General features: G+C 49.4%; 12 protein-coding genes. 5 read left to right on the top strand and 7 right to left on the bottom strand.

Going from position 1 to position 14,520, the window contains the following annotated elements; genetic code table 11:
* On the top strand, positions 1-3,976 hold a 3,976-nt coding region (locus tag RMO84_RS15430), incomplete at its 5' end, for a DNA-directed RNA polymerase subunit beta' (RefSeq protein ID WP_310489329.1).
* 155 nt (positions 3,977-4,131) lie between these two features.
* Here RMO84_RS15430 and rpoD read toward each other — a convergent pair.
* The 3 genes from rpoD to purH form a co-directional block, all read right to left on the bottom strand.
* Complete coding sequence (gene rpoD, locus RMO84_RS15425; protein WP_310489328.1) at positions 4,132-5,274, bottom strand: RNA polymerase sigma factor RpoD; 1,143 nt, start codon at positions 5,272-5,274, stop codon at positions 4,132-4,134.
* Between the two features lie 844 nt (positions 5,275-6,118).
* A complete protein-coding gene (locus RMO84_RS15420; protein ID WP_310489327.1) occupies positions 6,119-7,057 on the bottom strand; it encodes an NAD(+) kinase in 939 nt (312 codons plus the stop codon).
* A 127-nt stretch (positions 7,058-7,184) separates the two neighbouring features.
* Positions 7,185-8,717, bottom strand: a complete 1,533-nt coding sequence (gene purH, locus RMO84_RS15415) for a bifunctional phosphoribosylaminoimidazolecarboxamide formyltransferase/IMP cyclohydrolase (RefSeq protein WP_310489326.1) — start codon at positions 8,715-8,717, stop codon at positions 7,185-7,187.
* Positions 8,718-8,833: 116 nt separating this feature from the next.
* Here purH and purT point away from each other — a divergent pair, with 116 nt between their 5' ends.
* The 3 genes from purT to RMO84_RS15400 all read left to right on the top strand — a co-directional run bounded on the left by purT (position 8,834) and on the right by RMO84_RS15400 (position 11,276).
* Complete coding sequence (gene purT / locus RMO84_RS15410) at positions 8,834-9,997, top strand: formate-dependent phosphoribosylglycinamide formyltransferase (RefSeq protein WP_310489325.1); 1,164 nt, start codon at positions 8,834-8,836, stop codon at positions 9,995-9,997.
* A gap of 435 nt (positions 9,998-10,432) precedes the next feature.
* Positions 10,433-11,026: an imidazoleglycerol-phosphate dehydratase HisB gene (gene hisB, locus RMO84_RS15405; RefSeq protein WP_310489324.1), complete on the top strand. Its 594-nt coding sequence runs from the start codon at positions 10,433-10,435 to the stop codon at positions 11,024-11,026.
* A 106-nt stretch (positions 11,027-11,132) separates the two neighbouring features.
* Entirely contained in the window at positions 11,133-11,276 is a 144-nt protein-coding gene (locus tag RMO84_RS15400) for a hypothetical protein (protein WP_310489323.1), read from the top strand.
* A gap of 11 nt (positions 11,277-11,287) precedes the next feature.
* On the opposite strand, the gene RMO84_RS15395 is transcribed toward RMO84_RS15400, so the two are convergent.
* From RMO84_RS15395 to RMO84_RS15385, 3 genes are all read right to left on the bottom strand, one after another.
* Positions 11,288-12,451, bottom strand: a complete 1,164-nt coding sequence (locus RMO84_RS15395; RefSeq protein WP_310489322.1) for an AI-2E family transporter — start codon at positions 12,449-12,451, stop codon at positions 11,288-11,290.
* 105 nt (positions 12,452-12,556) lie between these two features.
* Complete coding sequence (locus RMO84_RS15390) at positions 12,557-12,892, bottom strand: type II toxin-antitoxin system PemK/MazF family toxin (RefSeq protein WP_310489321.1); 336 nt, start codon at positions 12,890-12,892, stop codon at positions 12,557-12,559.
* On the bottom strand, positions 12,886-13,125 hold the full coding sequence (locus tag RMO84_RS15385) for an AbrB/MazE/SpoVT family DNA-binding domain-containing protein (RefSeq protein WP_310489320.1): 240 nt from the start codon (positions 13,123-13,125) through the stop codon (positions 12,886-12,888). The genes RMO84_RS15390 and RMO84_RS15385 overlap by 7 nt, the downstream gene beginning before the upstream one ends.
* 112 nt (positions 13,126-13,237) lie before the next feature.
* On the opposite strand from RMO84_RS15385, the gene RMO84_RS15380 reads away from it, so the two are divergent.
* Positions 13,238-13,378 (top strand): hypothetical protein, encoded by a 141-nt coding sequence (locus tag RMO84_RS15380; protein ID WP_310489319.1) that lies wholly within the window; start codon positions 13,238-13,240, stop codon positions 13,376-13,378.
* Positions 13,379-13,384: 6 nt separating this feature from the next.
* Here the strand turns inward: RMO84_RS15380 and prfC are convergent.
* Positions 13,385-14,520: peptide chain release factor 3 (prfC, locus tag RMO84_RS15375; RefSeq protein ID WP_310489318.1), on the bottom strand; the 1,136-nt coding region annotated here is incomplete at its 5' end.

The following is a 14,520-nucleotide window of genomic DNA, read 5'->3' as shown; positions in this document are numbered from 1 at the left end:
CTTTAACAACCGGATGGTCGATAAAGGTCAGTTAAAAAAACTGATTAGCTGGTCGTTCCGGCATTACGGTACCGCGCGGACGGCGCAGGTTGCGGACAAACTAAAGGAATTGGGTTTTCGGTTTGCGACTAGAGCCGGGGTCTCGATCAGTATCGATGACTTACAAATTCCGCCGATCAAGCGGGAAATGCTCGAAGCTGCTGAAAATACGATTACCGAAACCGAGGCCAAATATACTCGCGGTGAGATTACCGAGGTCGAACGGTTCCAAAAAGTAATCGACACTTGGAACATCACTTCCGAAAGTCTCAAAGATCGAGTAGTAGACAACTTCCGCGAAAATTATCCCCTCAACTCCGTCTATATGATGGCGTTTTCGGGAGCGCGGGGCAACTTGTCCCAAGTGCGTCAGCTGGTAGGCATGCGCGGTTTGATGGCCAATCCTCAAGGGGAAATTATCGATTTACCAATTAAGACCAACTTTAAAGAAGGCTTAACCGTAACTGAGTACATCATTTCCTCGTACGGCGCGCGCAAAGGTCTGGTGGATACCGCTTTGCGGACGGCTGACTCTGGGTACCTCACCCGTCGTCTGGTAGACGTATCCCAAGATGTGATCGTCCGCGAACACGACTGCGGTACTACTCGCGGCCTAGTCGTCGAAGCGATGAAAGATGGCGATCGCGTCCTGATTTCCCTCGCCAGCCGGATGCACGGACGAGTCCTTGCTGCGGATGTCTTCCATCCCGAAACCAAAGAATTAATCGGCTCGCGTAACCAGCAATTGGATGAAGATCTAATTAAGGCCATTACCAAAGCTGATGTTAAATCGGTATTTGCCCGATCGGCACTGACTTGCGAAGCCGCTCGATCGGTCTGTCAGCTTTGCTATGGTTGGAGTCTGGCTCATGGGCACCTCGTCGATCTCGGCGAAGCTGTCGGGATTATTGCCGCTCAATCGATCGGCGAACCTGGTACCCAGCTCACGATGCGGACATTCCACACGGGTGGGGTATTTACTGGCGAAGTCGAGCAACAAATTCGCGCGCCCCACGATGGGACGGTGAAATTCTCCAATCTTCGCGTTCGTGCCGTCCGTACCCGTCACGGGGAAGATCGCGAACAAGTGGAAGTCGTCGGCGATCTGATCGTCGAACCCAAAGGTAAAGGCAAGAAAAAGGTCTTCAACCTGACCCCTGGTTCGCTGCTACTGGTCGCTGACGGCTCGGAAGTCAAAACTGGTGACTTACTCGCCGAAATCGCCCTCAGTCGCGGCGGTCGATCGACCGAAAAAGCCACTAAAGACGTCGCATCAGATCTGGCTGGGGAAGTGCTATTTGCCGATATCGTCCCCGAAGAAAAAACCGATCGTCAAGGTAACATGACGCGGATCGCCCAACGCGGCGGTCTGATCTGGGTACTCTCTGGTGAAGTTTATAACTTACCACCTGGAGCCGAACCGCTGGTCAAAAACGGCGATAAAATCCCCGAGCATGGCGTCCTCGCTGAAACTAAGCTGATTTCGGTCAGTGGTGGGGTCGTGCGACTGCGCGGCGAACGGGAAATCGATATTATCACGGCATCTGTGTCCCTCGATCGAGCCAAAGTCGAAGTCGATAACGAATCGGGACGCGAACAATACACGATCGTCACCGACGATAACCAACGCTTCCAACTGTTAACTTCTCCAGGCACTAAAGTCCAAAATAGCACCGCCGTCGCCGAACTGGTAGACGATCGCTATCGGACGCGGACGGGGGGGATTATCAAATTTGCAGGCTTGGATGTCCAGAAGAAAGGAAAAGCCAAACAGGGCTATGAGGTCGTTCAAGGCGGCACCATCCTGTGGATTCCTGAGGAGTCCCATGAGGTCAACAAAGACATCTCCCTGCTCAACGTCGAAGACGGTCAATTCGTCGAAGCCGGTACCGAAGTGATTCGCGATATCTTCTGCGGCATCAGCGGGATTATCGAAGTCGTCCAGAAAAATGACATTCTGCGCGAAATCACGATTAAACCTGGGGAACTCCACCTGCTCGACGACCCCGAAGCCGGACAGTCGGTCACGGGTACGATCTGCTACCCAGGTCAAAAACCCGTTCCCGAACTCGAAGCTCTGACCGAGTTGCGGTACTTAGAATATGTCGAAACCCCAGAAGGTTCGGCACTACTGATCCGCCCCGTGACCGAGTATCAAGTTCCCGACGAACCCAATCTGCCCTCCCAAGCCTCTGTCAACCAAGCTGGTGCCCAAGGCACGATCGAGCTACGTGCCGTCCAGCGCGTACCGTACAAAGACGGCGAACGGGTCAAGTCCGTCGATGGGGTCGAACTCCTCCGCACCCAATTGGTGCTGGAAATGGAGTCTACCAGTACCCCGCAACTGGCTGCCGATATCGAGCTGATTAAAGATGAAGAATCGGGCGAACTCCGACTCCAACTGGTAATCCTCGAATCCCTGACGATTCGGCGCGATACTGCTGGGGATAACTTAGGTGGCAGCACCTATACCGAAGCCCTCGTCACCGACGGCCAACAAATCGCCCCTGGTGCCGTGGTCGCGCGGACGGAAATCCGGTGCAAACATCCTGGTGAAGTCCGAGGAATTCGTCAAGGTGCCGAATCAGTCCGACGGGTACTGATCGTCCGCGATACCGATCGCTCTACCGTCGAAACCGATGGTGCTAAACCTACCGTCAAAGTGGGCAACCTAGTTGTCTCAGGCAGTCAAATTGCTGAAGGTTTACCTAGTCCAGAGTCGGGTGAAGTCGTTGAAGTTCATGACGATCGCGTCGTGCTGCGGATGTCCCGCCCCTACCGGGTCTCGCCCGGAGCGATCCTGCACATCGACAATGGCGATCTCGTCCAACGGGGCGATAACTTGGTGCTACTGGTCTACGAGCGATCGAAAACTGGAGACATCATCCAAGGTTTACCTCGGATCGAGGAACTCCTCGAAGCCCGCAAACCTAAAGAAGCCTGTATCCTCAACCGCCGCGATGGTACCGCATCTGTCGTCTATAACGAGGACGGCGAACCGACCGAAATTAAAGTCATCGATGCCAGTGGTGCTGTCGAAGAATACTTCCTCGGCCCCGGTCAGAACTTGCTCGTATCGGACGGTAACGTGGTTAAAGCTGGGCACTTACTCACCGACGGACAACTCAACCCTCACGAGATTCTGGAAGTCTACTTCAACCACTTCCGCGAGGATAATGGTGTGTTTGAAGCTGCACTGCTGGCTCTCCAAAAAGCGCAAGCGTTCTTGGTCAACCAAGTTCAATCGGTATACCAATCCCAAGGGGTGGAGATTGCCGACAAACACATTGAGGTGATCGTGCGCCAGATGACTTCTAAAGTCCGCATCGACGATGGTGGCGACACCACCATGCTGCCAGGAGAACTGCAAGAACTCCGGCAAGTCGAGCAGGTCAATGAAGCGATGTCGATTACGGGTGCGGCTCCGGCTGAATATACCCCGATGTTGCTCGGGATTACCAAGGCATCCTTGAATACCGATAGCTTCATCTCTGCTGCGAGTTTCCAAGAAACCACGCGGGTACTGACTGAAGCCGCGATCGAAGGTAAATCTGACTGGCTCCGAGGCTTGAAAGAAAACGTGATCATCGGTCGGTTAATCCCTGCCGGTACGGGCTTTAACGCCTATGAAGACTCGAACTTCTCCAGCCCGATGGCCGATAGCGATTACGGCTCGATGGGCATGTACGGCGTCTATGACGGCTCGGTCGGTAGCGACGAAGATATGATCCTCGACGATCGTACCGCTCGCAGCTACGATCTCGACGACCCGATGCTCGGCGGCCTATCGATCGTCAAACCATCTAGCCCCGAAGAAGAGGACGAATTTGCCGGACTCTATGGCGATACAGTGAAAGCTGCCGCTACTGATGAGGAGGAAGACGATTTTGATTGGTCGCCATCTGAAAGCAGTGATGATGACGACGATCTTGAATAATCCACTAGTTTGGATCTTAATTTAACAAGCAACCCCACGATCGATATCGATCGTGGGGTCTTTTTTTGTCGATCGTGTAGCTGCTCCGATTCCAATCGCAACAAACCCGACTTCTTGGAGAAGTCGGGTTTGTGTAACCGGAGATTATTAACTAATTAACGGATGTATTCTTTGAGAATACTATTGCGGTTAGGATGGCGGAGTTTACGTAAAGCTTTAGCTTCAATTTGGCGAATGCGTTCGCGCGTGACATTGAAGATCTGACCGATTTCTTCTAATGTCTTCATCCGACCGTCATCCAAACCATAACGCAGCCGTAACACATCGCGTTCGCGCGGGCTTAAAGTATCGAGTACTCCTTCTAAATCTTCCCGCAATAAGCTCTTGGAAACTTGATCTTCAGGCATCTCACCATCAGCTTCAATAAAGTCACCGAGTCGGGAATCTTCTTCTTTACCAATTGGTGTTTCTAGTGAAATCGGTAACTGTGCAGATTTAGCAATAAATCGCAGTTTTTCGATCGTCATTTCCATGCGGGTAGCAATTTCTTCCTCAGTGGGTTTGCGACCCATTTCTTGAGAGAGTAATTTAGTCGTCTTTTTAATTCGTGAAATCGTCTCATATAAGTGGACGGGGAGGCGAATCGTCCGCGATTGATCGGCGATCGCGCGAGTAATTGCTTGACGAATCCACCAGGTGGCATAAGTTGAGAACTTATAACCTTTTTCGTGGTCGAATTTTTCCGCCGCACGGATCAATCCCAAACTGCCTTCTTGAATCAAATCTTGGAAGGAAAGACCGCGATTCATGTATTTCTTGGCGATCGAAACTACCAAGCGGAGGTTCGACTGCACCATTTTATCTTTAGCGCGACGGCCTAAAAATAAGCGGTGGCGAAATTGATTGAGTGGCATCTCGGCAACTGCTGCCCACTCGCGATCGTGGGGTTCGCGATCCAAGTCATTGAGGAGCTTTTCACGCATCCGCTCTAATTCGAGCAAATCGGCAATTTTACGTGCGAGTTCGATTTCTTCATCGGCACGCAGCAAGCGAATGCGACCGATTTCTTGTAAATATAGTCGAATCGAATCTTCAGTAAATTGTTTCTTCTTAGTTTGAACGCGACGGCGGGAGGCTTTGACTTTCCCCAGCTTACCATCCTCGTCTTCGACTTCAGATTCACTTTCAGCTTCAGCGGGAAAATCATCAGCCTCAACATCTTCGTCGAGTAGTAATTCTAACTCGCTGTCAGTGTCTTTCGTCGTTAGGGTTGCGAGCATGTCTTTAGTCTGGGTCATGTGTGGGTCCTCTTACTCCTATCTGTAACAATGAACTAATTGTAATGTTGTATTGCTGTTAACGATCGCTTGGTTGTTGGCACGGAATCTTCCAACTTGGATCGATTGCTTCAATGCCGATCGAATGCAAACATTAAGCTCGTTGGCGTAGCCTCCCTGAAAGAGAATCGCCGAGCATTAATAGTCTTCCACCCAGAGAATATCCTCAGTTGAGGAAAGCCCTTTTGATTGTAGCTCTTATTAAAATTTCTGCCAGTTTAGATTGTTAATTAAAATATCAATTTATGCCGACTGCACTCTCATAACTACCGCTACGGATCGATCTCATTGTTATCGGGCTTTCCTGGCCGGACTACCTCGCTTTCAAAGCGCGGGAAAAACTCCCCCAATGCAAAAGTTAATAGGATGAGTATTAACTATAGAGCAGTAGAGACTGTTTTTCATGTATTGATGGTCAACTTTGTTACAAAGACTTAACTCGATAGTTAAATCGAGCGATTCATATCTCCTTTGTGTTTGTTATTGCAAAGCCTCTGCTGACGCAAAAGCATTACACACGCCTAGAGATCGGGGAAAATAATTTTTCACCCTCTCGATATCCACAGTCTAACTGTTTAGTTTAACTTTGCCCACCCAATTTGTCGTGACAATCGTGCGTTAATTTGCTGAAAGATCGTTTTTGGGTCAGTTGGGAGTTGGGAGTTGGGAGTTGGGAGTTGGGAGAATGGGAGAAAAAAGGACGCTTGCGTCCAAATTCACGAACTTTTACCCGCTTTAAAATCTAACGCCCCACTCTTAAAACCAACTGGTGGTACAGCAACTCTTAACTCCTCACTCTTAAAGCCTAATTCCTCGTATGGTGATGATCGTAGCGGATGCGCGAACCTGCCCAGAGGAGTTTTTCGCGCAGGGTTTGGTAATAAGAATAGTTATCGCGCAGGATAATAAACTTGGCCTGACAGTCGGCCATTTGGACATCAACCCGCTGTCCAGGCCAGATCGAGGTCGCCAGCACCCCATCATTCCAGAGCTTGGTATTGAGTTCGTAATCGCCTAACGGCCAAATACTCACTGTCGAACCTGGTGGAATGATAATCGGGCGACTGGAAAGGCTCAGCGGACAGATCGGCGCAATGCTAATTGCCGCCATGCCTGAGTGGACGATCGGGCCATTGGCAGAGACATTGTAGCAAGTGGAGCCGGTGGGTGTAGAGACGAGCAAACCATCGCCTTGATATTGATCGACAATTTCGCCATCGATTTCCATCTCCAAAATCGAGGTTAACATCCGATCGGCTGCCGCAGGCTTGATACACATATCATTGAGCGCGAGAAATTTTTCACTCTCCGGTTCGCAATTGCGATCGTCGCCATTATATATATGTGCTTGGAGCATCATCCGCCGCTCGATCGCATATCGATCGTGCGCGAGTCGCTCCCAAATGGTTTCTCCGTCTATGGGAGTATCGGTGTTAAATAGTTCTAATGGTTCGGTCAAGAAACCCAGATGTCCGCCAGCATTGATGGCCAGGATCGGGATCCCATCGGGAGAAAGTTGTCTGGCTGCCGTGAGTGCCGTACCATCGCCGCCCAGAACGATCGCCAGATCGATCGGTTTGCTGGTGGAAGCGAGAAATACTGGATAGGGATTATCTTTAGCTCCACTCGGCCCCATCATCACATGACAACCCTGCTGTTCGAGTTGCTTGGCCGCTTTTTCGGCGAGGTTACGGCTGGTACGATCTCCAGCTTTGTGGGCGATGATGACGTTTTGGAGTTCCACGAGTTAGGGGATAGGGGGTATGGGATAGGGGGTAGGGGTTGTTACAAAATGGGGACTCGGTGACTGGGTGACAAAAGGACGCTTGCGTCCAAATTTACTCTATTCCCTATCCCCTATCCCCTATTCCCTAATGAAGAAAGTGACGAACGCCAGTAAACACCATCACGATACCTAAGTCATTAGCAGCGGCGATCGAGTCGTTATCGCGCATACTACCACCTGGTTGGACGATCGCGGTAATGCCAGCGGCGGCGGCGGTTTTGACGGAATCATCGAAGGGGAAGAAGCCGTCGCTGGCGAGAATTGCGCCTTGAGCGTCTGTTCCGGCTTGGGCAAGGGCGATTTGAGCCGAGCCGACGCGGTTCATTTGTCCCGCACCGACGCCGATGGTAGCGCGGTTTTTGGTGACGACGATCGCGTTGGATTTGACGTGTTTGCAGACTTTCCAGGCGAATAGTAATTCCTGAAGTTCAGCGGCGGTGGGTTGTTTGGTGGTGACTACTTGCCAGTTTTCGGTAGTTTCGATCGCTTCGTCGGCGGTTTGGACTAAAAGCCCGCCAGCAATAACTTTGACATTATCTTTGGTGCCAGTCGCTAGATCTGCTAGCGTCAATACTCGCAGATTTTTTTTGGCAGCGAACACTTCAGCCGCTGCTGGCGTACATTCCGGCGCGACGATACATTCGAGGAAGGTTTGGCTCATCGATCGAGCGGTATCGGCATCCAGCGGACGATTGACAGCGACGATGCCCCCGAAAGCGGAGGTAGAATCGGCATTGTAAGCTCGATCGTATGCTTCTAGCAGGCTATCGCCTAAAGCTGTCCCACACGGATTGTTATGTTTGATAATCGTCGCGGCGGGAGTATCGCTAAACTCGGAAATAATCCGGCGTGCAGCTTCGAGATCGACGAGATTGTTATAACTGAGTTCTTTGCCCTGCAAGATTTTGGCCGTCGTCCACCCCGTGGGGATTGCGCCCGTCTGATACCAGGCAGCGGGTTGGTGGGGATTTTCGCCGTAACGGAGCGATTGCAGGGGTTGGGCTGAAATTTGATAATTTGTTGTTTCGCCTGCTTGCGCTGCTAAATAACCCGCGATCGCGGTATCGTAAGCAGCGGTATGCTGAAATGTTTCTAACGCTCTAGCTTGTCGGAACTCGATTGAAACCGCTCCATTATTTTTAGTCAGCTCGGCAAGATAATCATCGTAGCGATCGGGATTGGATAAGACTGTCAAATGGGCGAAATTCTTAGCGGCGGCGCGGAGCATGGCGGGGCCGCCGATATCGATTTGCTCGATCGCGTCTGCTAAACTGACGCCAGGTTTACTAATCGTCGCGGCGAAGGGATAGAGATTGACGACAACCAGATCGATCGGGCGAATTTGCTGCTGCTTCAGATCGGCTAAATGTTCGGGCATGTCTCGCCGCGCCAGAATCCCACCATGTATTTTCGGGTGCAATGTCTTCACCCGTCCGCCCAAGATTTCTGGCGCACCCGTATATTCAGCCACCTTCATTACCGGAATCCCTGCGTCTTTGAGGGCTTGAGCGGTGCCCCCACTACTGACAATCTCAAAGTCAAATTTTTCGATCAATTGACGGGCGAAGTCAATCAGTCCGGTTTTGTCAGAGACACTCAGGAGTGCGAAACGAGTCATATATACGTGGGTCGTGAGGAATGGCTAGTGGCTAGTATATCGGGTTTGAGTCGATTCTCCAATTTCGATCGACTTACATTTACACTTATAGATGTTGTTTGGGCGAGCGAACTGTGATGAAACTGCCAAAAAAGTTGATGCTATTGGGCGCGGGTGAATTGGGCAAAGAATTTACGATCGCCGCACAACGATTGGGCAATCATGTCGTAGCGGTCGATCGATATGCCCACGCGCCAGCGATGCAAGTTGCCGACGAGTGCGAGGTAATTTCAATGTTGAGTGGTGAGGATCTCGAACGCGTGGTCGCCAAACACCAACCCGACTACATCGTGCCGGAAATTGAAGCCATTAGAACCGAGAAGTTAGCCGAGTTTGAATCGCGCGGCATTACTGTGATTCCGACTGCGAAAGCGACTCACTACACGATGAATCGCGATCGGATTCGCGAACTCGCCCACCGAGAGTTGGGCGTACGTACTGCCAACTATGCCTATGCAACTAACTTAGATGAGCTGCACACAGTCGCTCGATCGATCGGTTTTCCGCATGTAATCAAACCAGTAATGTCTTCATCTGGGAAAGGTCAATCGATCGTGGCCAATGAGTTAGAGGTTGAAGCCGCTTGGAAGTATGCAATCGCCGGTTCTAGGGGCGATAGTCAGAAGGTAATTATTGAAGAATTCATTAATTTTGAGATTGAAATTACCCTATTAACTATCAAGCAATGGAACGCACCGACGATCTTTTGTCCGCCGATCGGGCATCGGCAAGAGCGGGGCGATTATCAGGAATCTTGGCAGCCCGCCCAGATTACACCAGCGCAACTCGCGACCGCCCAAGCGATCGCCACGACAGTAACCGATGCCTTGGGGGGAGCCGGAATTTTTGGTGTGGAGTTTTTTATTACTGCCGATGAAGTAATTTTTTCCGAACTATCGCCGCGTCCCCACGATACGGGTATGGTGACATTAATCTCTCAAAACTTAAATGAATTTGAATTACATTTACGCGCAATTTTAGGTTTGCCAATTCCCAATATTATTCAATACGTACCAGCCGCCAGTGCGGTAATTTTGGCAACCGAAGAGTCTGACTCGATCGCTTTTACTGGTGTTGAAGCAGCCCTCAGCATGCCCAATGTCGATGTCCGATTATTTGGCAAACCCGATTCTCGCCCCTATCGCCGGATGGGTGTCGCCTTGGCAACAGCCGAGACAACCGATTTGGCGCGTACTAAAGCGATCGATGCCGCGAGTCAGATTACCCTGGTGAAGGCATAGGAGTGCGGGGAGTCTGGCAATTAGCGCGAATGATACAATATTAGTAGCAACACTTGAATTTCAGCCTTTCAGAGAGTGTCTAAAAAGGATTATTGGCTCCGATCGTAGATTTAAATCCCCCTAAATCCCCAAAAAGGGGGACTGTGACTCTTACTCCCCCTTTCTAAGGGCAGGGCTGTTTCATTCCCTTTGGGAATGAATTTGTCAATCCCCCAAGCAATTAATTTTCAGATGAACGTGGTTATTTCTTAGGATGAAATCACCCTTTATTCGATCGAAATCAATTGCTTTTCATCTTGACAACCTAAGCCTGGTAAGGAATGAATCAGCCCTGCCTTTCTAAGGGGGCTGGGGGGATTTAGATCTACGCTTTTCAGACACCCTCTCAAGCTGCGATCGAAGTACCGTTTGTGCCAACTCCCCACTCCCACTCCCATGCCAAATCGCCTCGCCAAAGTCCATCGTCAAACTGGAGAAACTGATGTCACCGTCGAGATCGATCTCGATGGTACTGGCAGTTGTCACGCCCAGACTGGCGTGCCGTTCCTCGATCACATGCTCCACCAAATTGCCGCCCACGGCTTATTCGATCTCCACATTACCGCGACTGGCGATATCGAAATCGATGACCACCATACGAATGAAGATGTCGGTATCACCTTTGGAATGGCTTTGGCGAAGGCATTAGGCGATCGCAAGGGGATTGTCCGGTTCGGTCATTTTGTCGCCCCGCTGGACGAAGCCTTGGTACAAGTCGCGCTAGATTTTTCCGGTCGTCCTCACCTCAGCTATGGCTTGACGATTCCCACCCAGCGCGTCGGGACTTACGACACCCAATTAGTGCGGGAATTTTTTGTCGCCGTCGTCAACCACAGTCTGATGACGCTGCACATTCGCCAGCTCGACGGCATCAATTCCCATCACATTATTGAAGCTACTTTTAAAGCCTTTGCCAGAGCGATGCGGATGGCAACTGAATTCGATGCACGGCGGTTGGGGACGATTCCCAGTTCTAAAGGCGTTTTGTAATAGTTAAATATCTATTACATTCACCAATTCCCCCGCTCGATTCAACCTATAATTAAAGTATCAAAAAATTCCTCGATCCACTTTGTGAAATGTAGGAGCATCAGGTATGAAAATTGTGACGACGATCGACAGATTTATCGGTTACTTTTTAGATGCATTAGCCCGAATTTTTGGACGCGATCGTAACGAGTATCCAGTCACTGGCGTTCAACCTTTTGAGGGCGAGATCTCAGAGAAAAAGCGTCATTAACTTTCTTAAATTCAGTGGCGATCTGGGGATTGTCCTGAAGCCTCATCGCGTTCTGATTCGGTCATAACTATCTCTGTTTCTGTTAGTGGCTGTAGGTCTAGATCTACGGCCACTTCTCGATCGCCCGACTTGCGATCGCGATCGGGGGCTTGTGTCCAGCGATCGAGGATGTCTTCAATCAACACCGCATTAATCCACACCTTGACAACCACAGTCAGCGGCAAGGCCAAAATCAAACCTAAAAACCCAAAGAAGGTGGTAAAAAATACTTGAGAGATTAAGGTAATTGCCGGTAACAGCGATACCTGCTGCGACATGATATAAGGTGTCAAAAAATTGCCTTCAAATTGCTGAATGGCAAAGTAAATCATAAAGATCGCAACAGCCTTCCACGGCTCATCCATTAAGGCGATCGCCATCGGCAAGACGACACTCAATGTGGGGCCGACATTGGGAATAAAATTGAATAAGCCTGCTAAAATTGCTTGCGCTAAAGCCAGCGGAATTCCTAATGCCAATAAACCGATTAGGCTCAGCAGTGCCACCACTACCATACTCAAGAGCGCACCGCCAACCCATTTGCCCAAAGATACTTCGCACTCAGTCAGAATCCCATCGATTCGCCGTCGATAAAAGCTGGGAAATAAGCTGACGAATGCTTGCCGATAAGCCTGCGGCTGCACCAACAGCATAATTGTCAAGATTGTCATAAATAACAAATTGAGTACGACCGCTAACGAACTCGAAAATAGAGTTAGCGATTGACCAGCAACAGACTTTAATAACGGTTGAATCTGGCGATCGAGATCCTGAACATCGGGCAAATAAGCAAATAATGGTGCCGGAATATAAGCTTGGATACTCGTCCGCCATTGCGTTGACGACTGGACGATTGCGGGTAATTTAGTCGTAGTTAATTCTTGAAACTGCGTAATAAATGGCGGTACGATTAAAACAAAAAATCCACCTAACACCGTTACAAAGATCCCGATTGCAGCTAGAGTACCTATTCCTCGCGACAATCTAAATCGATGTTGAATCTTACGAGCTAGTCGATTGAGTGATGTTGCCAAGACAATAGCCGCAAATACAATTAGTAGAACTTGCCGAATTTGCCAGATAATATATAGCGACAAAACTAAAGCTAAAAATCCCAGCCATTGACCTAATAACATCAGTATTTCCTATTAACTTAATCCGATCGATCTCGATCCAAAACTACGAGATCGTCGAGGTGCTTACAATAGAGTTGTTGAAATAGTAGCAGCAGATCGCTAGATCTAAAACATAATCGGATAAATTCTACCCAAAACTTCCATCAATAAGTCTTTGGGACAAGCGGTAATGAGTTCGGCTCCTCTAGATTTATAATCTAGCGATCGCAATCGATCGGCCATCAAGACACCAGTTACGGCTTCACCGTCAGGAATATTGACGTAGAACGGATTTTTTCGCTTGGTATTGCTAACCGGACAAACCAAGATAAAACCTCGCTGCTGGTTGAATTCGGTATGGCTGACAACTAGTGCGGGCCGCTTACCCATTTGTTCGTGTCCAGATTGTGGGTCGAAATTCAGCCAGATAAAATCGCCGCGCGCTGGAATATAATCTACCATTCCTCTGCCCCATTAGGCTTGCCCCAATCGATCTCTGATTCTGGCTCCAGTTCTTGGCTGAGGAGTTCGGATAGAGTATATTTAGGCATTTTCTGGACTGGCTCGACAATGAGTTGCCCTTTTTCTAACCGACAATCAACTTCATCATTGACCCCCAGAGCCAATTCATCGACGATATATTTAGGAATTCGGATAGCTAAAGAATTCCCCCAGCGACCAATTTGAGATTTCATGCTAGTCGATCGAGTTAAGATACACAAAGTATATCATTGCTCGATCGAGATTAGCAAACACATTATCATTGAGTTGGGTACGCTAGAGTTATCGTCATAGTGGGGTTCGATCGTGATTGAGCGGGAATTACTAGATTTAATCCCACGAGCGCGGGATGAGGTGTGGGAAGAGCTAGATTTGGCAGGATTGGAGCTGGAAGTTTTGCCGCCAGAAATTGGAAATTTAGTGAAATTAAAGCGATTGGTAGATTAAATCAACCTAACTCACCGATGAAGACCCGATCGTAATGGGCGCGATCGCACTCAACTTCAAACTAGGATGATCTTCCAGTAACTGATTGACATTCCATTCATTCTTAAATAACAACACCGGACGATTCCAGAGATCCTTGATGACCAAAGTATTAAATAACCGCCCAACTTTATCCAAGGCATCCCAACCATTTAAGACCCAGCGTGCGACTGAATAACCCAGCGGTTCTAAGGTTGTTTCCACCCCATATTCATTCTTCATCCGAAACTGCACCACTTCAAATTGCAGTTGTCCGACTGCTGCCAAAATTGGGTCGCGTTTGGCTTCATCGGCTGAATACATGATCTGGACTGCACCTTCTTCTTGCAGCTCCTTGACCCCTTTTTGGAACTGTTTGAACTTCGAGGGGTTGGGGTTGCGAAGGAAGGCAAATAATTCGGGAGAAAAACAGGGGATACCTTCATATTCGAGCTTTTTCATGCCTGTATAAATTGTATCGCCGATCGCGAAGACGCCAGGATTATTTAAGCCAATTACGTCGCCGGGATAGGCTTCTTCGATCGACTCCCGATCTTGGGCGAATAGTTTCTGTGGACGGGATAGTCGAACGGTTTTGCCGGTGCGGGCGTGGCTGACGGTCATGTCTTTTTCAAACTTACCAGTACAGACGCGAATAAACGCCACGCGATCGCGATGTTTGGGATCCATATTGGCTTGGAGTTTGAACACAAAACCGGAAAATTCGGGATAACTCGGATCGATCGATCCGACGTTAGAATTGCGATTGCCTGGTTTGAGGGCGTATTCCAAGAAATAGTGTAAAAATAACTCGACCCCGAAATTGGTCATCGCGCTCCCGAAGAAGACGGGGGTCATATAACCGGCATGAATTGCTTCTAAATCTAATTCTGAAGCCACGCCATCGAGGAGTTCGAGATCGCTGTGGAGTTGGTCGAATAATTCTTTATCTAATATTTCTTTCAGGCGCGGGTCGTGGAGATCCATCACCGTATCGGTGGCTTCGCGGCTGCCATGCGCTGTCCGCTCGAACAAATGGACTTTTTGCTGGTAGCGATCGAACACGCCTTTAAAGCGGTCTCCGGTACCGATCGGCCAATTGACAGCATAGGTTTGCAAGCCTA

It is taken from the genome of Chamaesiphon sp. VAR_69_metabat_338 (genome assembly GCF_031423935.1).
Lineage (GTDB): Bacteria > Cyanobacteriota > Cyanobacteriia > Cyanobacteriales > Chamaesiphonaceae > Chamaesiphon.
The sequence above is the reverse complement of the archived record's forward strand: the minus strand, read 5'-3'. Positions and strand labels throughout refer to the sequence as shown.